Here is a 23560-nt window from a genome sequence, read left to right as displayed (position 1 = left end):
TTTTCCTTCTTTCGTTTACTTCACAGATCCTTCTGATAATCCACTTGCAATCTTATTTTGGATAATAGAGAAGAAAATAATTGATGGAAGAACCACAATAACAGATGCTGCCATCATATCTCCCCAGTCTAAAATTTCTGAACCGTTAAGAGATCGAAGAGCTACTGCTACTGTCATCTTTCCTGTATTGTTAATCAAAATTAAAGCATACAAGAATTCATTCCAAGCATTGATAAATGTATAAATAGCTGTTGCTACAATACCTGGTGCTACAATCGGTAGCACAACTTTATAAAATGTAACAAATTTATTTGCACCATCAATTCTAGCTGCTTCTTCAATTCCAATTGGAACTGTTTGGAAAAATCCAACTAAGAGCCAAACTGCATATGGAACACTAAAAGATAGATAAACCATCATCAAGCCAAATAAACTATTTGTTAATCCAACTTTAGCAATGGCAATTGAATAGGGAATTGCTAACAAAATTGGTGGGAAAATGTAGGTAATGACAAGTAATCTCGACATGATTGCTCCCAATTTAGGGAAGAATCTAACAATACCATAGGCTGCCATAGCAGAAATAATAATCGCAATAACGGTTGTAGCTAAGGCAATGATTAAACTGTTTCGAATGTTATCAATAAAGTGCAAATCGTTGATAACATGAGTGAAATAATCTAATGTAAATTGTTCAGGCCAAAATCGTGTTGGATACTGAGTTAATTCCCCTTTACCCTTGACAGAAGATATGATAATCCATACCAATGGGAAAATTGCAACAATGGTCGCACCAATCAAGAGTACATGTGAGAGAATATCTAAATAAATACTGGATTTCTTCTTCATTATTTTCTACCCTCCTTTTCCCACTTACTGATGATAGCAAAGTAGATAAAGCAAATCGCCATCAAGAAGATAAAGAGCAATACTGTAACTGCTGAAGCACGACCCAACAATTTAGTTCCCCAACCTAGGTTGTAAGCAAAAATTGGAAGCGTCGTTGTAGCATTAGCCGGTCCACCACCAGTAATAAGGTAGATGATATCAAAGTTATTAAAGATCCATACAGTTCTCAAAACAACTAGAAGTCCTACAACCACTTTAATATGTGGAAAGACGATAAACTTGAACACCTGCCAACTTGAAGCACCATCTATCTTAGCAGCCTCAAATTGTTCTTCTGGTACTGTTTGCAAAGCTGAAAGTACATTAACCATAATCATCGGCGCTCCAAACCAAATGTTGATAAACACCAAACATAGGAATGCCCATGTACTATCTGTCAAAAATGCAGGTGTATGATCCATTAAACCTAATTTTACGATTAGATTAGGTAAGTAGCCATAAACCCCGTTTAGAATCCACTGCCAAGAAAAGGCAATAACGATGGTAGGAAATGCCCAAGGAACAATCAATAAGGTCCTATATAATTTCTTGAAGTGGCGTACTCTGTGAAGAGCTAAAGCCAATACAAACCCTACTAGAACTTGACCAACTAATGAGAAAACGGTCCACTTAATTGAATTAAAGAACGCATTAAAGAAGTTGGGATCTGATAGCACAGCTTTATAGTTAGCTAAACCAACAAATTTATAATTAGGCATAATCAAATGCTTATTGGTAAAGCTATAAAAAATACTCGAGAAAAACGGATAAACAAAGAGTAATCCTACGATAATCATAGCTGGCAAAACAAATATCCAGCGAGTTAAATTACGTTCTTTAACCATTCTCCTTCTCCCTTCTTTTACAAGATTGGGCTAGGGCTTTTCAGCTCACTAGCCCACCTATTTTCTAGTCTTTTACATCTACTGAGCAGCCTCAAATAAATCGTTTAATTGTTTTTCTGCTTCTTTTGCTGCTTTCATAGGATCTGTTCCATTTGAAATGATATCTTGGAACATTTGTTCAATAATGTGTTGGTTAGTCAACATACCAGCTTGTACACTTGGTCCATTTTCATAACCAATAGCAGTACCTTTTTTAACAGCTTCAGTAATCACTTCTTCAGCATGTTTAAATTTCTTACGAGTTTCATTTTCTTTATAGGCTGCAGAATCGCTAATCCCCTTAACAGTTGGCAACATACCTACTGGAGTTGAATCAAGGAATTTAACGTAGTCTTCTTCATTATAAAGTGATTCTAAGAATGCTTTAGCAACTTCTGGGTGTTTTGAATTTTTCCAAACAACCATTGGAATGTTTGAGGTTTCAATTCCTTGTTCCTTATCAGATTCTTTGATTTTTGGAATAGGATAAGCATCAATCGAATCAATCAATTGAGGACTGTTGGCATTAATTCCTCCAATATGGAAGCCAGAGTTAAAGTCAAATGCTGTTTTTCCTTGATAGAACAAGGTAGCTTGTTGAAGGACATTAAAGTTCAAAGAATCTTGAGGTGAGATTTCTTTATACATTTTAACCCAGTATTTAATACCATCTTGAGCAAGTTGACTTGTCAAATCTGCTTTAAGATCTTTTGTCAAGAGACTTCCACCACCACTACGTACGTAGAAGTTCAAGAAACGTGTTGCCATTAAGTCATTTGTTCCAAACGGAACAGACAAGCCATAAACTCCAGCTTCTTTCAATTTTTTAGAAGCTTCATAGAGTTGATCCCAAGTTTTAGGAACCTCAATATTATGCTCTTTTAACAAATCTGTTCTAACCCACATGACTTGTGCATGTGAATAAAGAGGAACAGAGTAGTAATCATCTCCGATTTTTGCTTCATTTAAGGCAGTTTCGTTAAATTTATCCTGTCCAATACGCTTGATAGAATCGTTTAGCGGAACCAAAGCATCTGAGTTGACCATTTCCATTACTTGGTTAGGAAGAGCCGTACTGATATCTGGCACATTTCCATTTGCTAAACCTGTAGTCCATTTAGTATAGAAGTCATTCCAAGAAAATGTTTCAATCTTGATTTTGGTTTTTGGATGCTTTTGCATAAAAGCATCTGCTGATTTTTGAATACTTTCCAAACGTGGTCCTTGAGTAAAGGAGTGCCACATTGTAATCTCACCAGATAATTCTGTCGGTGGTTCAGTGTCAGCTGTAGTTTCTTTCTTTCCTGAACAAGCTACCAAGGCAACGGCTGCTAGCGCAACTCCAGCTAGACATAAAAACTTTCTCATTTTTTTCATTGTTCTTCCCTTTCTACATTAAGAAATCGCAACTTTAAAGACAACTTTTTTAACAGGTTCATCATTTATACGAACCTTGGGTTGATGTAAATCTTCTGGAAAAGTGATAAGGCATTCACCAGCTCTCAAATGAACTAACTGTTCCACTTCTCCTGTGTATAATTCAATATCTTTTTCTTCATCATATTTTTGGGTAACGCTTACATTTTCTGGCGACGTAACAGCCATGGCTTCTTCGTTTTCCAAAACTAAATGAATATCCAAATATTTTTGGTGAGTTTCAAAGAAGGCTCCTGCTTGACCGTCTGCTAGATAAGTAAAGCAATTACCAAATAATCGATCACCATCGATATCAATCGGACCTTCTGTTAAATTTTCTAGTCCTGTTTTTTCTAGAAAATCTATTAATGTTGCAAAATGTGGATTTACTTTCACATAAGTTCCTAAACGACTGATTTTAGTAATAATCATACTCAATCCCCCTTTCTTTATTTTTTATTTAAGACCAGCAACAAAGCGTTCTGTAATCTCTTTTGGTCTAGTAATGGCGCCACCAACAACAATGCCCCTCACTCCATATCCAAGGATTTGTTTGGCTTGTTCTGGTGTATGGATTTTTCCTTCTGCAATGACATCCACGCCGGCATCACAGAGTTTTTTGATCAATTCAAAATCTGGTCCGTCCACTTTTGGACTGTAAGATGTATAGCCTGATAAGGTTGTTCCGACAAAGTCAATTCCTGCTTCTACTGCTGCTAGTCCTTCTTCGAAAGTACTTGTATCAGCCATCAAGAGCTGATTTGGATATTTTTCCTTGACCTGACGAATGAACTCCTGAATCTCCAAACCATCATAGCGTTCGCGTTTAGTACAGTCTAGAGCAATCACTTCAATATCTAGTTCTGCTAGTTCATCAACTTCTTTCATAGTAGCAGTGATGAAGGGTTCTTGAGGTGGATAATCTCGTTTGATAATCCCGATAATCGGAAGTTTTGTAACCTCCTTGATTTCCTTGATATCGCGAACACTGTTTGCTCGGATACCGACTGCTCCACCTTGCTCAGCTGCTTTGACCAGCAAGGGAATAACTCCTCCCGCTTCTGTATAAAGCGGTTCGTGAGGAAGGGCCTGACAAGAAACGATGATTCCATCTTTGATTTGTGCAATCAAGGCTTCTTTAGTAATCTGTGGCATCCTCTTTCCTCCTTTTCCTTTTTTCTTATGAGACAATTATATATCATTTTTGAAGCGCTTTCAATAAGTTGTCATAGAATAGATTTCAGTTTCAAAAGTATTTTATAGAACAGCTTATCTTGAAAGTAGTTTCAGATAACATAAATATCCGTATCTATTACTCAAAATTACGAATCTTATTATAAACTTCTATATCAATAAAACCAGTCTAGAATTCCCATCTTTTTACAGGACTCCAGACTGGTTTATTTTAGATTAACATAGAAGTTCAAAGTGAGATTTCAGACAAAGTTAACTGTCTTTTTGTTTATAGGAAATCATTACTCCAAGGATCATTCCCACAAAACCAAGCAAAACTGTTGTTATTGATTTATTCTCACCTGTATTTGGTAACTTAGACTGTTCATTATTACTTACTTTATTCTCTAATCGATTAGATTCAGAGTTCTCATTTATAGATAACAATTTAGGTGATGGTGCAAGCTCCTCTTCTTTTTTATCTTTTGTAGGATTATCGAGTGCTAGATTATTGACAGAGAGATAGATACTAGAATTGCTAGTCTCAAAAATAATCTTTCCACCTTTTTGTTCGAATTCAATAGGGTGTAGATTTCCTTCTGGATCTACGGCATAAACACTCTCAACAGAATGATCCGTAGCAAAAGTAACAAGGACTTTCCCTTTAGGTTGAACATATCGGCCATTTGCATCCTTCAATTTGATATCAAACGCTTTATAATTTAATGAATCGAAACCGCTAACTTTTACTTCCTCTATTTGTATAGTTTGAACATTTTCCAATACTTCTTCTGAAGCTTGAATTTGAATACTTCCTGTTTCATTTTTTAAAATACGTTGTGAACTAGCAATTCCTGAGACAACGTGCTTCGTTTCTGATTCATCTTTAGTGTTTTTATTATTTACTTGTTTATCAGTAGATTTCACTACTGAACTTCCTTCTCCTGAGGTTGATAATGGACCCATATATTCTGGGATTTCTAGTATCGGAGATTCACCTCCATTCACGCCACCTTTAAACTCTGGCTTAGCTACTGTAGGAGCTGGAAAATCTCCTAATGTGGACAGAACGCCGCTATACTCTGGAACTTCTGTAACCAGTGAGTCGCCTCCGTTAACTCCGCCTGTAAAGTCATGCTGTTCAACTGTTGGAGTCGATTCTTCTCCTGAGCTTGATAATGTATCACCCATATACTCTGGCTTAGCTACTGTAGGAGCTGGAGAATTACCTAATGTGGATAGAACACCACTATATTCTGGAACTTCTGTAACAAGTGAGTCGCCCCCATTCACGCCACCTGTAAACTCTGGCTTAGAGACTGTAGGAGCTGGAGAATCGCCTAATGTGGATATAACACCGCTATACTCTGGAACTTCTGTAACAAGTGAGTCGCCTCCATTCACGCCACCTGTAAACTCTGGCTTAGCGACTGTAGGAGCTGGAGAATTACCTAATGTGGAGAGAACACCACTATACTCTGGAACTTCTGTAACAAGTGAGTCGCCTCCATTCACGCCGCCTTTAAACTCTGGCTTAGCGACTGTAGGAGCTGGAGAATCGCCTAATGTGGATAGGAAGCCTCTGTACTCTGGAACTTCTGTAACGAGGGATTCGCCTCCATTCACGCCACCTTTAAACTCTGGCTTAGCGACTGTAGGAGCTGGAGAATCGCCTAATGTGGAGAGAACACCGCTATACTCTGGAACTTCTGTAACAAGTGAGTCGCCTCCGTTAACTCCGCCTGTAAACTCTGGCTTAGCGACTGTAGGAGCTGCAAAGTCACCAGATGTACCTGAAATACCAGAATCTTCTTTTCCGCTATCTTTTTTTGGATCTAATTTCCCAGCTAAATCCTTATCCGAATCCTTCTTAGAAGGTTCCACTTCTTTATCTTCCACATAGACAGGATCTTTTGGTTGACCCTCAATATAAGAACGAACCCAATCCAGCTGCTCTTTTGATAAGACTAAACCACCACTGCGGCTTCCTACAACACCATTTTGGTGAACTCCAATTAAAGCACCTTTATCATTATAAAGACCACCACCAGACGCTCCAGGTTTCGTACCTCCATAGCTAATTCCCTCTATTCCAGAACCGAAGTCTGTAGTTCCTACTACTTTGCTATCTAAAACTGGACTTAGCTTGTTATCTGGAAAACCATAGACCGAAACTGAATCCCCCTCTGCAACTTTCGAAGATTGTTTTACAACCTCTACAGGAGTTACTCCTTTTACTGCTTCTTTTAACCGAACCAAAGCTAAGTCATTTTTAAAGCCAAATACAGAGTCTTTCTTATTCCAATAAACAATATCATCATCTGAAAAATTCACAGACAACCCATTCGGTAAAGTTGCTTTATACACTGTATTGGTACGACCAGATTTAGTAACTACCTCAGAACCTTTAACTGTTAAGAAATTATGAGCGACTGTTAACACCAAATTTGGTGCAATTAAAGTACCTGACCCCGACCCATCTGGCGTTTGAATGTGCGTTGTAGCATAGAAATTTTCTGAGCTATTCGGAGCTTGTAACACCTCTTTACTAGGTACAGGTAAATTCGATTTACCACTCAAATCTACTTTACCAACTTCAGTTCTTGCAAAATCCGAAGAAGACGTTGATGGAGGAGTTACCGAATCTACTACCGCTCTTATAATTGTATCTCCTAAAGCTAACTTACTGACATAGTCATCAGACCAAGTAGTATCACTTGCTAGTTTGTTAATTGGCACTCCGTTATAGGATACCACTTTAGCTGTTGGGGAAGTTGCTATTAACTGTTTGAAGTCTGGATTTTGTCTTAAATGAAAATTCAAGCCACTTCCGACAGGACCTTCCTGAACAACCTTATCTGAAATCAAACGAGTTCCTTTAGTATCTTCCACTCGAAGTAAAACACGACCTTTTTCTTCACCTTTTACTAAAGTAGCTCGACCTTTTTCATCAAAACTATACAAAGCACCGTCAATCTCAGACTCTACATCTTTTAAAGCTATATGATTTTCATCATAGTAGTAACGGTTTGCACCATCTATATACCAACCCTTTATACCATATTTATCAATCATTGACTGAATCCAAGCTCTGTGCTTGTCCGTAAAGATAGTACCACCGCCAATACGCTCACTCTCAGGAGCGTTTGAAGTATTTGTTCCGTGCTGGTGGATACCGACTACCTCTCCCTTATCATTAAACAAAGGAGCACCTGAAAAACCTCCTAAAGCTGAGGAATGATAAGTGACTGCACCACTCTCTTTATTGATACTGCTCACAGTTGTTGAGACTGAATAAGCCTTACCGTCTTTCAATCGAGCTTTATTTTCTTTACTTAAATTTGGAGTAGAAAAATCATTGGGATATCCGACCATAGTGATTTTATCACCAGTAGAAACCTCTTTATGACTCAACTCTCTTGGAGAGTCCTCACCACCTGTCATAGCTTCTACAGGCTTTTTAGTTACCACTACTGCTAAGTCATTGCTATAGTCTTTACCAAAGTCTTTGCCGTTATACAAGTGAATAGAGTCTTTTTCAAGAGCTTCTGATACCCCTGAAGTAGGTACTTTATTGCTTTTCTCCTTTTCCGAGTTCATTACAACATAACTACGAGCAGACTCCCCACCACGCAAGACCGCAGACTTATCCTCTTGGTTTTTATCATAGTAGTTATGAGCTACTGTTACCATCACATTCGGCGCTACAAAGACACCGCTACCTGATGCGGTTTGTTTTCCACTCGTTCCACTGTCATAAGTGGTATAAGTCATAGCAACACCTTCTGCAGATTTACTATGAACATCCACATCGTGAATATCGCTACCGCCTTGAATGACATCAGCAGAAACAACCCCACCACCAATAACTGGTAACTCTGGTGCAGCTAAGCCAATCACCGCTGATAGTGTCAAACAACCAACCAAACCATAAGCTTTGGATTTACGAAATTTCCCTAAACCCTTTAAACATACAAACATATATTACCTCACTTTAACTTTCAAAGTTAATTTATCCAAGTATATTCTAAAAAATAAAAATAGCTATAGATTATTTTGTTCCTCTACAAACGCTACTTATAGTACTGTATCTCCAGGCATATCATTTTATAAGATATTATCCTAATCAGAAAAACTAAGTTATACATAAACTTATATATACATTCATTTGTAGCCAAACTGCATATTTTCTTATAAATTATAACACATTTCACAGGTGATTTTCAATGTCTTGAAAGAACTTATACCAAACTAGATAGCAAAATGAATTGTTTTACACCAAGGTCAAGAAAAAAACTCATACTCAATGAAAATCAAAAAGCAAACTAGGAAGCTAGCCACAGGCTGCTCAAGACACTATTTTGAGCTTGCAGATAAAGTTGCCGTGGTTTGAAGAGATTTTCGAAGAGTATGAATTTCAAAGTATATATGAACTAGAATATTTGCTGACTAGACTGTATACAAAAAGAGAGCTACCGAGCTCTCTCATTCATTACTTCACATATTTAAAAGGAATCTCACTACCACAGAGCCAATTGTAGACTTGGTCATTGACAAATACATTCATGGCTTCGTGGGCATACTCAGGCATGATACGATAGGCCTTATCGCAAGTCAGGCGGTTGTAAATCGCAAACTGGGTAATAGGATAGCAAACATCGTCGTCCAAGCCCGTAATCATCTTAACTTCACCCTTGATACGATGAGCGAGATTTTTCACATCTATATAGGCAAGGGTCGCCATGATTTCCTCCTCAGTTTCATGGAAGGGATCGTGAAACTTGAAATAACGGAAAAGTTCGTCGTAAGCCTCGCTAGTATTACCAATCTCAAGCACTCGTCTGAAATCAGACAAGAAAGGATAGATGGCAACTGTTTTCTCAATCCGAGGATTGAGCGCTGCCGCAACCAAGGCTAGAGCTCCTCCTTGTGAGGCACCATAGCTAGAAAGACGCTTCTCATCCACCTGAGGCAGACTAGCAACAATTTCGACTAACTGGTAAATATCCAGATAAACATCCTTATAAAAGAGATGATCCCGACCTTCCACAGCACCACGGATAATATGCCCCTTAACCGTATTTCCTAGAGGAGAACGCAAACCGTCTTGTGAATAGCCCGACTGGCCTCGAACATCCATGGAAACAACACCATAACCAGCTACGGTGAAAGCCAACATGTCGGCCCAGTCCCAGCCACGTCCCATATAACCATGGAAATGGAAGATTAGCGGAACCTTCTCCTCACTCTTTGGAAGAACGACGCGTGCATAGACCTTGCCTTCCTTGCTTCCTTCAAATGTTAACTCATAGCACTTGACTTGAGGAATGTGGAAATCTCTTTCCTCCAAGTGGTAGGCTGGAAGAGTTGAAACTTTTTTCACCTCCTCATCCCAGAAAGCATCAAAGTCTTCTGGAACCTCATCCCTGCCTTTATAAGTCTTGATTTCTTCTAACAAAGCTGGATTTTTCATAGCATACTCCTTTTATTTTGTAACCGCTACCGCCACTGTAGCATATCTAAGAAAGCAATGCAAGAAAGAAGGGTAAATAGAAAATAAATTTAGATTTTTTTCTTCAAACCTACTGACTGAAAGTCTAATAAATTGAATCTAGAATAGTACCAATTAACTTCTAAAGTATTTTTAGAAATTAATGTGAATGCCCCAGTTGATTTGTCTACAGCTTATCTCGATATACTATAGTTTCAATGGAGATTGAATAGAGAATCACACATCAGAAAGCGAGGTAACATCATGAAAGCAATAGGTACGCAAATATTACAGACAAACCGTTTAATCTTGAGAAGATTTGTGGAGAGTGATGCGGAAGCCATGTTTCAAAATTGAGCTTCGTCTGCTGAGAATCTGACCTATGTTACTTGGAATCCCCATCCTGATGTTGAGGTCACTCGAAACTCGATTCGTAATTGGGTTGCTTCCTATGCCAATCCCAACTATTACAAATGGGCCATTTACCTCAAAGAAAACCCAGAGCAAGTGATAGGAGATATCAGTATCGTTAAGATAGATGAGGATGATTCAAGTTGTGAAATTGGCTATGTGCTAGGAAAGGTTTACTGGGGAAATGGTATAATGACGGAGGCTTTGAAAGCTGTCTTGGACTTTTGTTTTACTCAAGCAGGTTTTCAAAATGTTAGAGCACGATATTCTAGTCTCAATCCAGCTTCAAGTCGTGTCATGGAGAAGGCTGGAATGTCCTATCTAAAGACTATTACTAATGGTGTAGAGAGAAAAGGTTATTTTGCGGACCTTATTTATTATCAGATAAGCGGAGAAGACAGATAATCTTAAAATTTATTGCTTATCCGCTGTTCTTATTTTTTATTTACTATTTCATTTATCCTCTTTTTTCCGAATAAATAGATAGAACCATCGAATCTAGCAAAATTAGATTTTAAAATATGGTATAATAGAAGGAGGGAATGGATGATTCTCAGACATCCGGGCATCAGCCCGACCAACGATTTGGTTGCTAAGAAAATCTTTAGCAATCCAGAAATCACTTGTCAATTTATTCGCGATATGCTGGACTTGCCAGCCAAAAATGTGACCATTTTGGAGGGGAGCAATATTCATGTCTTACCTTCCCTGCCCTACTCGGCTCAGGATTTTTACACTAGTATAGACGTCTTGGCGGAGTTGGATAATGGTACGCAAGTAATTATTGAAATTCAAGTTCATCATCAGAATTTTTTCATCAATCGCCTGTGGGCTTACTTGTGCAGTCAGGTCAATCAAAACCTCGAAAAAATTCGTCAGCGTGAAGGTGATACACACCAGAGTTACAAACATATTGCACCCGTTTATGCTATTGCTATCGTAGATAGCAATTATTTCCAAGATGACTTGGCTTTCCATAGCTTTAGTATGCGCGAGGACACGACAGGTGAGGCTTTAACAATTACAAACAATGGACAAGAACATCATCTAGTCAAGATGGCGTTCTTGGAATTAAGAAAATACAGAGAAACCAGCAAGGATAGCATTCGCAAACCGTGGTTGGAGTTTTTCGGGAATAAACCCTTTACCCAGCAACCCGAGCGAGCCATCAGCCAGGCAGACCAACTGCTGGACTACAAGAGCTGGTCCGAGGAGGACAGGAAAATGTTTAGTCAACTACGTATGCGCGAAGAACAAGCGTTATTGGCTCAGGATTATGCCTTGGAGACTGCTAGGGCGGAAGGGATTGAACAGGGATTGGAACGTGGTATTGAACAGGGACTGGAGCGTGGGAAAGTTGAAGGAAGGGAAGAAGGGAAACTTTTTGCATTTCTGGATATGGTACGCCAACATGTTTTAACTTCCGAATTTGCAAGTGATCAATTGGATATGACTGTCGCTGAGTTTGAGGCGTTATTGAAAGATTAAGACAATCACAAATAATGGACAAGAAAACCACCTAGTCAAGATGGCGTTCTTGGAACTCAAAAAATACAGAGAAACCAGCAAAGACGAGGTTCGTAAACCGTGGTTGGAGTTTTTGTAAATCATTAAATCAATGACAGATTTTTCCGTAATAGATGGAAGAATCTGTTTTTTTAGTTATGCTAGATGTGGGCTCTGAAATAGTAAGATATAGTGTATTGAAATAAGATATGAACAAAGAAATTAGGAAAGTCAAATTATAGTTAAATGAAATAAAAACTGAACAAGTTGATTGCAGAATTCAAACTAATTTCTAACAATGTTTTAGAAAACTCGGTGGACTATTCCAGATTCAATCTACTATAATCTCTAGAAATTTTTTAGAATCCGCAGTGTGCTATTTTAGATTCAATAAATTGTGCTTTTAGAAACAAAAAAAGAGCATTTCCGCCCTTTTTCTCCTGTTCAATCTTATTTTTTTGCTTCTTTCTTTTGGAAAGTGGTTTGGTAATTTACTTTAATCGTTACTGTCATGTGAGAGTCCTCGTTTCTTTTTGATGACTCTAGTATAAGGGGCAAACCTGAAAGCTAGCTTAAGATTTCCTTAGAGAAAACTTAATCTAGATGTTCTTTCTTCTCCAAATGAAGGGCAATCATGCGCCATTCTGGATCCTCTTGCCAGCCTTCTATCGAACTAATGTAGCTAGCAACCTTTCTGGCTTCTTCTAAAATCGGAAAATCTTCGATAATATCAGCTACTTGGAACTCTGGAAGACCTGACTGTCTGGTTCCAAAAATCTCACCTGAACCACGCATTTTCAAATCTTCCTCCGCAAGGACAAATCCATTGGTGGTTTCTGTCATGATGCGCATGCGGTCTTTCCCGGAATCGGTCTTGGGATTGGCAACGAGAACAGCATAGGACTGCTTATCTCCCCGACCAACACGACCTCTGAGCTGGTGAAGCTGGCTGAGACCGAACCGATCGGCATCCATGATAATCATGACGGTCGCATTTGGAACGTTAACCCCGACCTCGATAACCGTTGTCGAAACCAGAATATCCGTTTTTCTCTCTTTGAAATCCTGCATAATCTGGTCTTTTTCGTCACTCTTCATCTTACCATGTAAAAGAGCCACTTCTGCCTTGCCTGCAAAATGAGCTGTCAGCTCCTCTGATAAGGCAATGGCATTTTTCAAATCCAGAGCTTCTGATTCTTCAATCAAGGGAGAGATGACATAGGCTTGAGAACCTTTTTGAATTTCCCCCTTTAACCAAGTCAAGACCTGAGGTAGTTGCTCATGTTTGATCCAGCGAGTCACAATAGGCTTCCGTCCTGCTGGCATCTGGTCAATAATGGAAACATCCATATCGCCAAAGGCTGTGATGGCCAAGGTTCGTGGTATGGGAGTCGCCGTCATCATGAGAACGTCAGGATTGTCTCCTTTTTCCCGTAAAATACGCCTTTGCCCCACACCAAAGCGGTGCTGCTCATCGATGATAATCAAGCCCAGACGAGCATAATCCACCCCATCTTGAATCAGAGCGTGAGTTCCGATAATCAAATCAGCCTCACCCTTGGCAATAGTCTCCAAGACTTCTCTCTTTTCTGCAGCTTTCAAGGAACCTGTCAAAAGAGCCAGTTTCAAGTCTGGGAAGAGACTCTGTAGACTCTCAAAATGTTGCTCTGCGAGGATTTCTGTTGGTACCATTAGGGCAGCCTGGTAGCCAGCTGTCACTGCTGCAAACATGGCCAAGCCAGCGACTACCGTTTTTCCGCTCCCCACGTCCCCTTGCAAGAGACGATTCATGTGGTTGTCCGACTTCATGTCTGTCAAAATTTCCTGCAAACTCTTTTCTTGAGCTGGGGTCAAGGAAAAAGGTAGATTTTCTTTAACTGCTGTCACTTTTTCCTTAGACCAATTCAGAACCAGACCACTTCCCTGAACTCTATTTTCAGTCTTGAGCGTCTGCAACTGCATTTGGAAATAAAAGAGTTCCTCAAACTTGATACGGCGAAGGGCCTGCTTGTATTCTCCCAAATCCTTAGGAAAATGCATGGCACGAACGGCCTGACAACGGGACATGAGTTTGTATTTGTCCAGCAAGGACTGGGGAAGATTTTCCTCAATCAAGAGGTCCAGTCCCTGATCAAAGGCTGTCTTGATAACTTTGACCAGACTGGCCTGACTGATTCCCTGAGCCAGACGATAAACAGGTTGGAGGTCATCTTCCACCTGAGCCAGGACCTTCATCCCAGTCAAACTAGCCTTGGCGCGATCCCATTTTCCAAAAACAGCAAGGGTTGCTCCCAACTCTATCTTGTCTGCTAGATAGGGTTGGTTAAAGAAATTCACCGCAAAAACAACTTCTCCCTGCTTAAGACTAAAGCGCAGGCGATTGCGCTTGAAACCATAATACTGAACACTGGCAGGAGTCACGACTTGACCAGATAGGACTGCCTTCTCCCCGTCCTCTAGTTCCAATACTTGCTTAGTTTTGAAATCTTCATAACGGAAAGGAAAGTAGAGCAAGAGATCTTGCAAATTTTCAATTCCTAGTTTGGCGTATTTTTCTGCTGACTTTGGTCCCACACCAGGTAAGACATGCAAGGATTGATGTAGATTCATGCTCCACTCCTTTCTTCTTTAATAATATTCTCTCGAAATGCGATCGCTGAGGAGACAAACCACTTCATAGTTAATAGTTCCACGGTAGGTCGCTACCTGAGTAGCTGTGATCTCCTTGCCCCCATTAGAACCAATGAGGGTGACTTTTGTTCCTAAGGGATAAGTCTTAGGCAGACGAATGGTGATTTGGTCCATAGAAACCCGCCCAACGATTGGGCAAGCTTGGCCATCTACCAAGACAGAAAAATTCTGCATGTCTCGTGTCCATCCATCCGCATAGCCGATTGGAACAGTCGCGATGACTTGCTCGCTATCTGCCTGATAGGTCGCTCCATAGCCCATGCAAGCCCCAGATGGAACTATCTTGACATGAACTAGAGCAGATTCCAAGGTCAAGGCTGGTTTCAAGTCATAGGGCAAGTCCAAGACCCCTCCGCTAGGGTTAAGACCATACATGGCATCTCCCATACGGATCGCATTGAAAATAGTCTCTGCATGCCAAAGGGTCGTTGCAGAATTACTAGCATGAACCAGCTCTGGAAGACCTTTCATACTGGCCAAAATAGTTGTAAACCGTTCTAACTGGACATTAAAGTAGGCATCTGATTCCTCGTCTGCAGTAGCAAAGTGGGTAAAAATCCCTTCAACACGAGCACCATGTTGTTGGAGCAAGTCTTGAGCTTGCTCAGCCTCACCGGCCTCTCGAAAACCAATCCGTCCCATGCCTGAATCAATCTTGAGGTGAACTGTCAATCCAGTTAGGTCCGCTTCCTTATCTAAGAGTGCTTTAATCCACTCCAGTCCAGCCACTGTCAAGGTGATGTCGTATTCTTTAGCAAGAGAAACAGCTTCGATTTCAGAAACTCCTAAAATGAGGATTTTCTTCCTGAGTCCAGCTTGTCTGAGTTCAATAGCTTCATCGATATTTGAAACGCAAAAGCCGTCTACATCTTCTTGGATTGCCTTGGCAACAGCTACTGCCCCATGCCCGTAAGCATTGGCCTTGACCACTGCCCACTTGAGCGTTCCTTGAGGGATATGAGCCCCCATTTGCTGAATATTTTGTCGAATAGCTCCCAGATGAATCAGAGCCTTGGTTGGTCTATGTGGACTAGCTTTCATGATTTTCCTCCAAAATGACACTGGCTGTCACAAACTGATCGGTATGGCTGATAGACAGCCAAATCTTTCCTGAAAATGGTGCCTGACTAAAATAAGGCGCCCCGCGTTCATTGTTCAAGACTTCCAAATCCTGAAAACCGAGCTTGCCAATACCCGTTCCCATAGCCTTGGAAAAGGCCTCCTTAGCCGACCAGCGACCTGCCAAATATTCGATTTGTCTGCGCCCTTTAAGACTGTTAAACCGTTCCATTTCCTTAGCGGTCAGCACGCGCTTAGCAAAGCCTTCATGTCGTGTAACTGCGCTTTCTATCGAAGCCAATTCTTCGATGTCAATTCCATGTCCAACTATCATTCTCATCAAAAGGAGTTGAGATTCCCCCAACTCCATCCTTTTCACTTATTTTGTCAAGGTAGCATAGATTTCTTCTACCAAGGCCTCTGTGTTTTCCCAACCTAGACAAGGATCGGTAATAGAGCAACCAAAGACCTCTGGTTGGTTTTGACGACCATCTGCTAGGTAGGATTCAATCATAAAGCCTCGAACCGTCTTTTTAATCTTCTCATTCCAATCACGATTCTGCAAAGTCTGGCGAACAATTCGAATCTGTTCCATATATTGCTTGCCTGAGTTATCATGGTTGGTATCAATGAGGATAAAGGGATTTTCAAGTCCCATTGCCTCATAACGTTCAATAGCATTTAGCAAGGTTTCATAGTAAAAGTTAGGCTCATTTTTCCCATATTCATTAACTGCGCCACGAAGGATGACGTGAGCCAAGGGATTTCCTGAAGTCTCAACTTCTTGGCCATGAAAGAGGAAGGTTTGTTTGTTTTGGGCGGCATAGATACCGTTAAACATAACCCCAAGATTTCCTGAGGTTGGATTTTTCATCCCCACTGGTGCATCAATTCCTGAAGCCACAAAGCGGTGCTCTTGGTCTTCCACAGAACGAGCTCCCACAGCATGGTAGCTGACCAAATCATCTACCAAGACCAGATTTGACGGATAAAGCATCTCGTCTGCCGTTGTCAAACCAGTCTCTGTAATCACGCGGTAGTGCAACTGGCGAACAGCCTGCAAACCGTTAATCAGACTCGGAGCCTTTGATGTATCAGGCTGGTGAACCAAACCCTTATAGCCGTCTCCGTTGGTGCGTGGTTTAGCAGTATAAACACGCATAACCATGAAAATCTTGTCCGACACCTTCTTTTGCAAGGCTGATAAACGGCGAGCATATTCCAAGACAGCCTCTTCATTGTCAGACGAGCAAGGACCAATCACCAAAAGAATTCTATCATCTTCTCCTGAAATAATGTCTGCCAATTCTCTATCACGACGCTCCTTTAGTCGCAGGGCTTCCGCAGACAATTGGGTTTCTGCCTTGATTGCTTCAATATCGATTTCTTGACCTTTTTCAATAAATGCCATCTTATTCTCCTAGCGTTTGATAGATTTCTCTGACAAGGGCTTCCGTATTTTCCCAGCCAAGGCAAGGGTCTGTGATCGACTTGCCAAATACTTCCGGTTCGTTTTGACGGCCGTCTTCTAGATAAGACTCAATCATAAAACCACGAACGTACTGCTTGATTTTTTCATTCCAATCACGGTTAATCAAAGTCTGGCGAACAATTCGAATCTGATCCATGTATTGCTTACCAGAGTTGTCATGATTGGTGTCCACAATGATAAAGGGATTTTCCAAGCCCATTTTCTCATACTGGGCAATGGTATCCATCAAATTATCATAGTAGTAGTTAGGAATATTCTTACCATACTCATTGATCGCTCCACGAAGAATAGCATGCGAAAGCGGGTTCCCAGTTGTTTCCACTTCTTTTCCTAGGAAAAGGAAACTTTGTTTGTTTTGAGCAGCATAAATCCCATTAAACATAACATTGAGATTTCCAGAGGTTGGATTTTTAAACCCAGTCGCAAAATCTGCCCCACTTGCAACAAAGCGGTGTTGCTGGTCTTCAACTGAACGGGCACCAACTGCCATATAAGAAATCAAATCATCTACAAGCGGAAGATTTTCAGGATAAAGCATTTCATCAGCTGTCGTCATACCTGTTTCCGTGATGACACGATAGTGAAGATGGCGCACGGCTTTGATTCCGTTGATGAGGCTTGGTGCTTCTGTCGCATTAGGCTGGTGAATCAAGCCCTTGTAACCATCTCCGTTGGTACGAGGTTTGGCAGTGTAAACACGCATAACCATAAAGATACGGTCTGCCACTTCTTCTTGCAAAGCTGCCAAACGTTTAGCGTACTCAAGGACAGCTTCTTCATTATCAGATGAGCATGGCCCGATTACCAAGAGAATCCGTTGGTCTTCTCCACGTATAATGGCTTCTAGCTCTTGATCACGCTGGGATTTTCTCTCCAAAGCTTGGCCTTCTAATTTTGATAAGGCACGAACTTCTTCAATATTAATTTTAGGACTTTTTGCTGTAAATACCATAACTCATCTCCTTATAAATCAAACGGATACCAAGTAAAAATTTACTTTTCACAAGGTATCCGCCTCTAAACTATCTCATTTTATTGTCTTTTACCGTGACAGTTTTTAAACTTCTTACCAGAACCACATGGGCAAAGTTCATTCCGTCCAATCTGACTCAAATCCAGATTTTCAGGCATATTTGCTTGGTGGGCAGCGATATTACGAGTCGCTGTTGTACTGATATGGTGTTCTGCTTGTGGTCTTTCTTGTTCATGAATTTGTGCTTTCATCATCAAACGTGTCACATCAAACTCAATCGAACCAATCATGTCATTAAACATACGGAAACCTTCTGCTTGATACTCAACAACAGGGTTGTTCTGAGCATAGCCACGAAGTCCAACCGCGTTACGCAATTGATCGAGAGCATCGATATGATCTGTCCACTTGTTATCTACCACTCGTAGAATCAAGACTTTTTGGAATTCTTTAACTGCTTCTTCATCGCGTAGTTTTGAAACCTGACTATCGTAAACTTGCAAGGCACGTTGGAAGAGTTCTTCCTTAATAGCCTTATCAGACAAACCTGACAAATCTTCGATTGAAATAGAATCTTCTGGAAGCAAGTTGTACTTAGCAAAGTTCAAAATTGCCTCTAGTTTTTCATCTTGTTTGGCACGCGCATGACCATCAACGACACGACCAATCGTGCGTTTAATCATAGACTGAATTTCAGGTGCCAAGTCACGATCTGCAGTGATAACGTCGTAACGTTGAGCGTAGATAATTTCACGTTGTTCACGCATGACGTCATCGTATTGAAGGACTTGTTTACGCGTATCGTAGTTATTTCCTTCAACACGTTTTTGAGCTGCTTCAACCTGACGTGTCAACATACGAGACTCAATCGCCTCTTCAGACATGTTGAGACGTTCAAAAATTCCCTTCAAGCGTTCAGAACCAAAACGTTTCATCAAATCATCTTCAAGAGAGAGGTAGAATTGTGACTCACCTGGGTCTCCTTGACGACCTGAACGTCCACGAAGCTGGTTATCGATACGACGGCTTTCATGGCGTTCTGTACCAATCACACAAAGTCCACCCAATTCGCGAACCCCTTCACCAAGCTTAATGTCGGTACCACGACCGGCCATGTTAGTCGCAATGGTAACAGCACCACGTTGACCAGCATTCATAATGATTTGGGCTTCTTTATAGTGGTTCTTAGCATTTAAGACTTCGTGAGGAACGCCAGCTGCGACCAATTTCTTAGAAATGTAGTCACTAGTTTCAACCGCTACTGTACCAACCAAGACAGGCTGACCTTTTTGGTAACGAGCTTTAACATCTTCGACAACCGCCTTAAACTTAGCCTCGATACTTGCATAAAGAAGGTCTGAGTGGTCAATACGTTGAACAGGACGGTTGGTTGGGATTGGAATAACACGAATGTTGTAAATTTCACGGAATTCTTCTTCCTCAGTCTTACCTGTACCCGTCATTCCAGACAATTTCTTGTACATACGGAAAAGGTTTTGGTAGGTGATTGAGGCAGATGTCTTGGTTTCATCCTGAATTGGCACACCTTCTTTAGCTTCAATGGCTTGGTGCAATCCATCAGAATAACGACGACCTTCCATAGTACGACCTGTAAATTGGTCAACGATCAAGATTTCTTGCTCTTCACTCACCACATAGTCAATATCGAGAAGCATGATGTAGTTGGCACGAAGGGCGTTATCGATAAAGTGAGTCAGAGCTACGTTTTCGATATCATAGAGGTTTTCAAGCTTGAAGTAGCTTTCAGCCTTGTCAATCCCTGAATCAGACAAACCAATAGTTTTAGACTGCACATCGATAATATAGTCGTCTTTGTCCAAAGATTTTACATAGTGGTCTGCCATGTGGTAGAGCTGACTGGTTTCAACTGCATTAGCACCTGATACGATCAAAGGTGTACGCGCCTCGTCAATCAAGATAGAGTCAACCTCATCGACCAAGGCATAGTTAAGCGGACGTTGTACCATGTTTTCAGCGCGAACAACCATGTTGTCACGAAGGTAGTCAAATCCGATTTCTGAGTTGGTTGAGTAGGTAATATCACACTCATAGGCTTCTTTTTTCTCCATTGGAGATTTAGCCGCCAAGTTAATCCCTACTGACAAGCCAAGCCATGAGTACAATTCACCCATTTCAGTCGCATCACGTTCTGACAGGTATTCATTGACCGTAACTACGTGAACCCCTTTGCCTGAAAGGGCGTTGAGGTATACGGGCATGGTCGCAGTCAAGGTTTTCCCTTCCCCTGTACGCATCTCTGGCACGTCACCATGGTGAAGAACGATTCCCCCCATGACCTGAACCTTATAAGGGAAGAGACCTAGGACACGTTTAGCACCTTCACGGACAACCGCAAATGCTTCATAAAGCAATGAATCAAGCGATTCTCCATTTTGATAACGTTCTTTAAATTCAACTGTTTTTGCTTTTAGTTGGTCATCTGTCAAAGCAGCCATTTGGTCTTCGTATTTGAAAACCTTGTCAGCCATCTTTTCCAGACGACGGATTTCTCCTTTATCATTTTCGATAATTGTTTTTAAAATATTAGCCATGTTTTTCCTTACTTTAAATTCCGAATATTTTAGAATGTTCTTTTAATTTTAGCACAATTACTGATTATTTTCAAGGAAGAATCCCCATTTTGAAAAGGAAAAAGAGGCTAGTTTCCAAGCTAACCTCTCTGATTTTTATGATACTTTAATTGCCAACAAAAATCGGCAAAATCGCAAATAGGATAAATAGATTTATCCAAAGAGAAAAACAGCAGATCAATCCAAAAACAAAGAGACTGACTTTCTTGGACAGCAAGGCCATCAAAATCGACAGAATTCCCAAAACTAGTAAAACTTTCTGCATGATTAAGAGATTGATAGATATTCCCAGAACTGGTTTATCCCAAGGAACAAAGAAGAAAGCCAGCCAGATCAACAGAACTAAACCAATATAGACCTTGGAATAGCGTGTAATAAATGATTTTAGATGTACCATAAGCCACCTCCTAGGATTGTATATCCTTTAAATATTGTATATGCCCATTTTCGACAACTAATACATCTGTACAAAGATCTGAAATATCTTCCGATATATGCGAAGTCAGGATAACCAAACCATTTTCTTTTTTCAGATAGGATAAAATGACCTGTTTGGTTAACCTCACACTCTTCTCATCCAAAGCATTCATAGGTTCATCAAGAAAGAGTATAGATGGTTCGGCAATAAAGGCTTGAATCAAAGCCATTTTTTGTTTCGTTCCTAAGGATAAATGACGGTATTCAATGTCTTCAAATTCCTGTAAATCATAGTATTGAATCCAATAGGCAATTCTTTTTTCCGTAACTTTAGATGAAAAATACCTTAACAGTTCCAAATTTTCTCTCAGGGATAAATGAGATAGAAACTCTACCTTTTCAATTAAAATCCCTGCATCCTGAATATAATGATTTTTCACCCCGTAAACTTTGCCATCTTGAAGAACTTTTCCTTTGTCAAGTTTAATATAACCAGCAAGTACCTTTAAAAGAACTGTCTTGCCAGATCCATTATCACCTTTAAGTCCATAAATTTTTCCTGATTGAAAGACCAAATTTAACTGATTTAAAATAGGTCTTTTCCCATAAATTTTCTGTCCATTTATAATTTCAAGTCTCATCGTTTATCCTTTCTTAAATTTCTCTTCTAACCGACTAACAATCAAGATAACTAATAAACTTAAGAGTCCTAAATACACTGTTACAATATGATTCATCATCCATTCTTGTCCCACAAATGCTAAAAAATAGAGAAAAAAGGAAAAACCAGCGCCTACACTAATAAGTGCTATCAGATAAGACAGTAACAAATACAACATCATTAACTGAGCAAGTAAAAAGAAGAGAGCAACTGTTTTGAAATGAATTCCTAGAGGAAATAAACCAAGGAACCAGACAAATAAATCTTGAGTAAAAAATTTAGAAATGACAACCAATCGTTTCCTTGTATAATCGAAAAAGGAGCTTGATTGATATCGAATCAAGTGATGGTAATGGTCTGCCAAATCAGTTTCAAATAAAATGACAGAGAGCCATCCTACCATGAAAATAGAAAGGTTTAACAAGAGTTTGGGGATTTCTAAATTCACTTCAGAATAGTCATTATAGGAAAAGATTGAAATCAATTCTCTCTTGAAAAAGAGAAAAACATCCTGCTTTTGAACCGCTGTTGACAATAGATAGTTAATCAAAATCATCATCAGAACTATACGAAGTAGTAAAACAATCTTTCTATTTAGCAAAATATTGTTAAAATTCTTAAACATTATCTTCATATTTTTCAAGCACCATATAAGGGACAATATAAAGGATATAAGGAGTAAAGAATTTCATCAAACTTACATCCCCATAGCTAGCTTGCATCAAACTCGTCATAGGAACCATATAGTATGGCAAGGCACTATAGAGCAACATAGAACCAAGCCAAAGAAACATCAAATAGGCAATTGCCGAACGAGTCACATTCCCTAAATAATCAACTATTTTTAAAAAATAGACTGCATTGATGAAAATACCGATTAGTAGGACACAAGTAAAGAACAAATAGCTTGTTATCTCTCCATCTAGGAGCCTTTGTAAACTACTTCCATCAGAAAATAGAGAATTCCATTCCAGAGGCGAAAAAGTCCCAAAGAAATAGGTTATGATTGCAATTATCAGCACAGTCACTAAATATATCACACAAGGAATACTTGCAACTTGCAAAGTCAATTTTCTTTTTAACCCTTGATAACTTACTTCTCTTCCAATACTCAATCGTAAAACTTTATTTTTCAGCTGAATGTATTGAAAACCTAGCAAAGAAATGATAATTGGAATAATAAATGATTGATAAAAACCTAAGTTGAACTGGAGAATACGAAAATCTAAAGCTGATTTTAATAAGTCATTTTTAATTGCTTGTCCATCGAATTGGGCTAGGTCAGGCGCATGAATATCAAAAAAAGAAATAAGTCATCAAAAAATCACGATAAACCAAAGCAAGAAAAATCAAAGTAAGCAAGACATAAACAAATTTATGCCTTGCCAAAGTTAAGAGAGGAATCTTCATAGGCTACCTCCTATAAATAGAAACCGATATAAATCAATGTCTCCCCGCTTTAGACTTCCCTAGTTCTCGTCTCAAGCGAAGCATTTTTTTGAAACAGAAATAAGTTAACCTATTCAGACCAATAGCTAGCAGAATAAAAAGAAACCAAATGCCCCATAACTTGATATCTGTCAAATTTCTCAAGACGATATTGAAAAACAGGACTGAAATAACTGTCCAAGCAAGGCTAAAAAGAGCATAGAGGGGGATGTAAAACCAGTAAAAATAGTAGAAGATGGGGAAAATTTTACTGTTTCTGTCAGCATTGTCTATCCAATAGAAAAAATATAAACAAGGAAATAAGAGTATCAAATTAAACCAATTAAACGACAGTTTCATCATCGACACCTCCTCTTTAAAATTGTTTTCTTTAGTTTCGTTCTATTAAATGTTATTACCAATATAAATCAATGCCTTCCACATTTAGACTTCCCTAA

General features: G+C 39.7%; 18 protein-coding genes and 3 pseudogenes. 3 read left to right on the top strand and 18 right to left on the bottom strand.

Translation table 11 applies throughout. The features are described from left to right. Positions 1 to 15: 15 nt before the first annotated feature. The 7 genes from K4Z77_RS04880 to K4Z77_RS04850 all read right to left on the bottom strand — a co-directional run bounded on the left by K4Z77_RS04880 (position 16) and on the right by K4Z77_RS04850 (position 9834). Positions 16 to 849 carry a carbohydrate ABC transporter permease gene (locus K4Z77_RS04880; RefSeq protein ID WP_000730468.1) on the bottom strand — a complete coding sequence of 278 codons (834 nt, stop codon included), beginning with the start codon at positions 847 to 849 and terminating at the stop codon, positions 16 to 18. After that, on the bottom strand, positions 849 to 1733 hold the full coding sequence (locus K4Z77_RS04875; RefSeq protein ID WP_000237987.1) for a carbohydrate ABC transporter permease: 885 nt from the start codon (positions 1731 to 1733) through the stop codon (positions 849 to 851). The genes K4Z77_RS04880 and K4Z77_RS04875 overlap by 1 nt, the downstream gene beginning before the upstream one ends. A gap of 78 nt (positions 1734 to 1811) precedes the next feature. After that, a complete protein-coding gene (locus tag K4Z77_RS04870; RefSeq protein ID WP_224218626.1) occupies positions 1812 to 3149 on the bottom strand; it encodes an ABC transporter substrate-binding protein in 1338 nt (445 codons plus the stop codon). An 18-nt stretch (positions 3150 to 3167) separates the two neighbouring features. Beyond that, positions 3168 to 3620 (bottom strand): YhcH/YjgK/YiaL family protein, encoded by a 453-nt coding sequence (locus tag K4Z77_RS04865; RefSeq protein WP_000587482.1) that lies wholly within the window; start codon positions 3618 to 3620, stop codon positions 3168 to 3170. A 24-nt stretch (positions 3621 to 3644) separates the two neighbouring features. Next, positions 3645 to 4343: an N-acetylmannosamine-6-phosphate 2-epimerase gene (locus K4Z77_RS04860; protein WP_001135675.1), complete on the bottom strand. Its 699-nt coding sequence runs from the start codon at positions 4341 to 4343 to the stop codon at positions 3645 to 3647. A gap of 291 nt (positions 4344 to 4634) precedes the next feature. Further along, complete coding sequence (locus K4Z77_RS04855; RefSeq protein ID WP_224218625.1) at positions 4635 to 8342, bottom strand: SIALI-17 repeat-containing surface protein; 3708 nt, start codon at positions 8340 to 8342, stop codon at positions 4635 to 4637. Between the two features lie 511 nt (positions 8343 to 8853). Continuing rightward, positions 8854 to 9834: an acetylxylan esterase gene (locus K4Z77_RS04850; RefSeq protein ID WP_224218624.1), complete on the bottom strand. Its 981-nt coding sequence runs from the start codon at positions 9832 to 9834 to the stop codon at positions 8854 to 8856. 282 nt (positions 9835 to 10116) lie between these two features. On the opposite strand from K4Z77_RS04850, the pseudogene K4Z77_RS04845 reads away from it, so the two are divergent. From K4Z77_RS04845 to K4Z77_RS09790, 3 genes and pseudogenes are all read left to right on the top strand, one after another. Further along, positions 10117 to 10668: pseudogene (locus K4Z77_RS04845) on the top strand (GNAT family N-acetyltransferase). Between the two features lie 141 nt (positions 10669 to 10809). Further along, positions 10810 to 11751, top strand: a complete 942-nt coding sequence (locus K4Z77_RS04840; protein ID WP_224218623.1) for an Rpn family recombination-promoting nuclease/putative transposase — start codon at positions 10810 to 10812, stop codon at positions 11749 to 11751. Next, a pseudogene (locus K4Z77_RS09790) lies at positions 11744 to 11863 on the top strand (Rpn family recombination-promoting nuclease/putative transposase); the annotation flags it as partial. The gene K4Z77_RS04840 and the pseudogene K4Z77_RS09790, both read left to right, overlap by 8 nt. 500 nt (positions 11864 to 12363) lie before the next feature. Here the strand turns inward: K4Z77_RS09790 and recG are convergent. From recG to K4Z77_RS04785, 11 genes and pseudogenes are all read right to left on the bottom strand, one after another. After that, positions 12364 to 14379 carry an ATP-dependent DNA helicase RecG gene (gene recG, locus K4Z77_RS04835; RefSeq protein WP_224218622.1) on the bottom strand — a complete coding sequence of 672 codons (2016 nt, stop codon included), beginning with the start codon at positions 14377 to 14379 and terminating at the stop codon, positions 12364 to 12366. 18 nt (positions 14380 to 14397) lie between these two features. Continuing rightward, a complete protein-coding gene (gene alr, locus K4Z77_RS04830) occupies positions 14398 to 15501 on the bottom strand; it encodes an alanine racemase (RefSeq protein WP_224218621.1) in 1104 nt (367 codons plus the stop codon). Then, positions 15491 to 15853: a holo-ACP synthase gene (acpS, locus tag K4Z77_RS04825; RefSeq protein WP_000635003.1), complete on the bottom strand. Its 363-nt coding sequence runs from the start codon at positions 15851 to 15853 to the stop codon at positions 15491 to 15493. Before acpS ends, alr begins: the two co-directional genes overlap by 11 nt. A 45-nt stretch (positions 15854 to 15898) precedes the next feature. Then, positions 15899 to 16930 (bottom strand): 3-deoxy-7-phosphoheptulonate synthase, encoded by a 1032-nt coding sequence (locus K4Z77_RS04820; RefSeq protein WP_224218620.1) that lies wholly within the window; start codon positions 16928 to 16930, stop codon positions 15899 to 15901. Between the two features lies 1 nt (position 16931). Then, positions 16932 to 17963: a 3-deoxy-7-phosphoheptulonate synthase gene (locus K4Z77_RS04815; protein ID WP_049500894.1), complete on the bottom strand. Its 1032-nt coding sequence runs from the start codon at positions 17961 to 17963 to the stop codon at positions 16932 to 16934. Positions 17964 to 18043: 80 nt separating this feature from the next. Beyond that, positions 18044 to 20557, bottom strand: a complete 2514-nt coding sequence (secA, locus tag K4Z77_RS04810; RefSeq protein WP_224218619.1) for a preprotein translocase subunit SecA — start codon at positions 20555 to 20557, stop codon at positions 18044 to 18046. A 145-nt stretch (positions 20558 to 20702) separates the two neighbouring features. Further along, the gene (locus K4Z77_RS04805) at positions 20703 to 20993 is read right to left on the bottom strand and encodes a hypothetical protein (protein WP_224218618.1); all 291 of its coding nucleotides are present in this window, start codon (positions 20991 to 20993) and stop codon (positions 20703 to 20705) included. 10 nt (positions 20994 to 21003) lie between these two features. Continuing rightward, positions 21004 to 21654: an ABC transporter ATP-binding protein gene (locus tag K4Z77_RS04800; protein WP_023943779.1), complete on the bottom strand. Its 651-nt coding sequence runs from the start codon at positions 21652 to 21654 to the stop codon at positions 21004 to 21006. A 3-nt stretch (positions 21655 to 21657) separates the two neighbouring features. Beyond that, complete coding sequence (locus tag K4Z77_RS04795; protein WP_023943781.1) at positions 21658 to 22299, bottom strand: hypothetical protein; 642 nt, start codon at positions 22297 to 22299, stop codon at positions 21658 to 21660. Next, positions 22292 to 23084: pseudogene (locus K4Z77_RS04790) on the bottom strand (hypothetical protein). The gene K4Z77_RS04795 and the pseudogene K4Z77_RS04790 overlap by 8 nt, the downstream one beginning before the upstream one ends. A gap of 33 nt (positions 23085 to 23117) precedes the next feature. Further along, positions 23118 to 23462, bottom strand: coding sequence for a hypothetical protein (locus K4Z77_RS04785; RefSeq protein ID WP_224218634.1), 345 nt, complete (start codon positions 23460 to 23462; stop codon positions 23118 to 23120). Between the last annotated feature and the right edge of the window lie 98 nt (positions 23463 to 23560).

This window comes from Streptococcus mitis subsp. hohhotensis (assembly GCF_020089495.2).
In the GTDB taxonomy this organism is placed as follows: Bacteria; Bacillota; Bacilli; order Lactobacillales; family Streptococcaceae; genus Streptococcus; species Streptococcus hohhotensis.
This window is presented reverse-complemented; position numbering and strand designations above follow the sequence as displayed.

Bases quoted from the DNA above. Each gene is read 5' to 3' on its own strand.
- K4Z77_RS04800 (WP_023943779.1), bottom strand. From the start codon at position 21,654: ATGAGACTTGAAATTATAAATGGACAGAAAATTTATGGGAAAAGACCT.
- alr (WP_224218621.1), bottom strand. From the start codon at position 15,501: ATGAAAGCTAGTCCACATAGACCAACCAAGGCTCTGATTCATCTGGGA.
- K4Z77_RS04875 (WP_000237987.1), bottom strand. From the start codon at position 1,733: ATGGTTAAAGAACGTAATTTAACTCGCTGGATATTTGTTTTGCCAGCT.
- K4Z77_RS04870 (WP_224218626.1), bottom strand. From the start codon at position 3,149: ATGAAAAAAATGAGAAAGTTTTTATGTCTAGCTGGAGTTGCGCTAGCA.
- K4Z77_RS04850 (WP_224218624.1), bottom strand. From the start codon at position 9,834: ATGAAAAATCCAGCTTTGTTAGAAGAAATCAAGACTTATAAAGGCAGG.
- secA (WP_224218619.1), bottom strand. From the start codon at position 20,557: ATGGCTAATATTTTAAAAACAATTATCGAAAATGATAAAGGAGAAATC.
- K4Z77_RS04820 (WP_224218620.1), bottom strand. From the start codon at position 16,930: ATGGCATTTATTGAAAAAGGTCAAGAAATCGATATTGAAGCAATCAAG.
- K4Z77_RS04815 (WP_049500894.1), bottom strand. From the start codon at position 17,963: ATGGTATTTACAGCAAAAAGTCCTAAAATTAATATTGAAGAAGTTCGT.
- recG (WP_224218622.1), bottom strand. From the start codon at position 14,379: ATGAATCTACATCAATCCTTGCATGTCTTACCTGGTGTGGGACCAAAG.
- K4Z77_RS04855 (WP_224218625.1), bottom strand. From the start codon at position 8,342: ATGTTTGTATGTTTAAAGGGTTTAGGGAAATTTCGTAAATCCAAAGCT.
- K4Z77_RS04865 (WP_000587482.1), bottom strand. From the start codon at position 3,620: ATGATTATTACTAAAATCAGTCGTTTAGGAACTTATGTGAAAGTAAAT.
- K4Z77_RS04860 (WP_001135675.1), bottom strand. From the start codon at position 4,343: ATGCCACAGATTACTAAAGAAGCCTTGATTGCACAAATCAAAGATGGA.
- K4Z77_RS04785 (WP_224218634.1), bottom strand. From the start codon at position 23,462: ATGAAACTGTCGTTTAATTGGTTTAATTTGATACTCTTATTTCCTTGT.
- K4Z77_RS04880 (WP_000730468.1), bottom strand. From the start codon at position 849: ATGAAGAAGAAATCCAGTATTTATTTAGATATTCTCTCACATGTACTC.
- K4Z77_RS04805 (WP_224218618.1), bottom strand. From the start codon at position 20,993: ATGGTACATCTAAAATCATTTATTACACGCTATTCCAAGGTCTATATT.
- K4Z77_RS04840 (WP_224218623.1), top strand. From the start codon at position 10,810: ATGATTCTCAGACATCCGGGCATCAGCCCGACCAACGATTTGGTTGCT.
- acpS (WP_000635003.1), bottom strand. From the start codon at position 15,853: ATGATAGTTGGACATGGAATTGACATCGAAGAATTGGCTTCGATAGAA.
- K4Z77_RS04795 (WP_023943781.1), bottom strand. From the start codon at position 22,299: ATGTTTAAGAATTTTAACAATATTTTGCTAAATAGAAAGATTGTTTTA.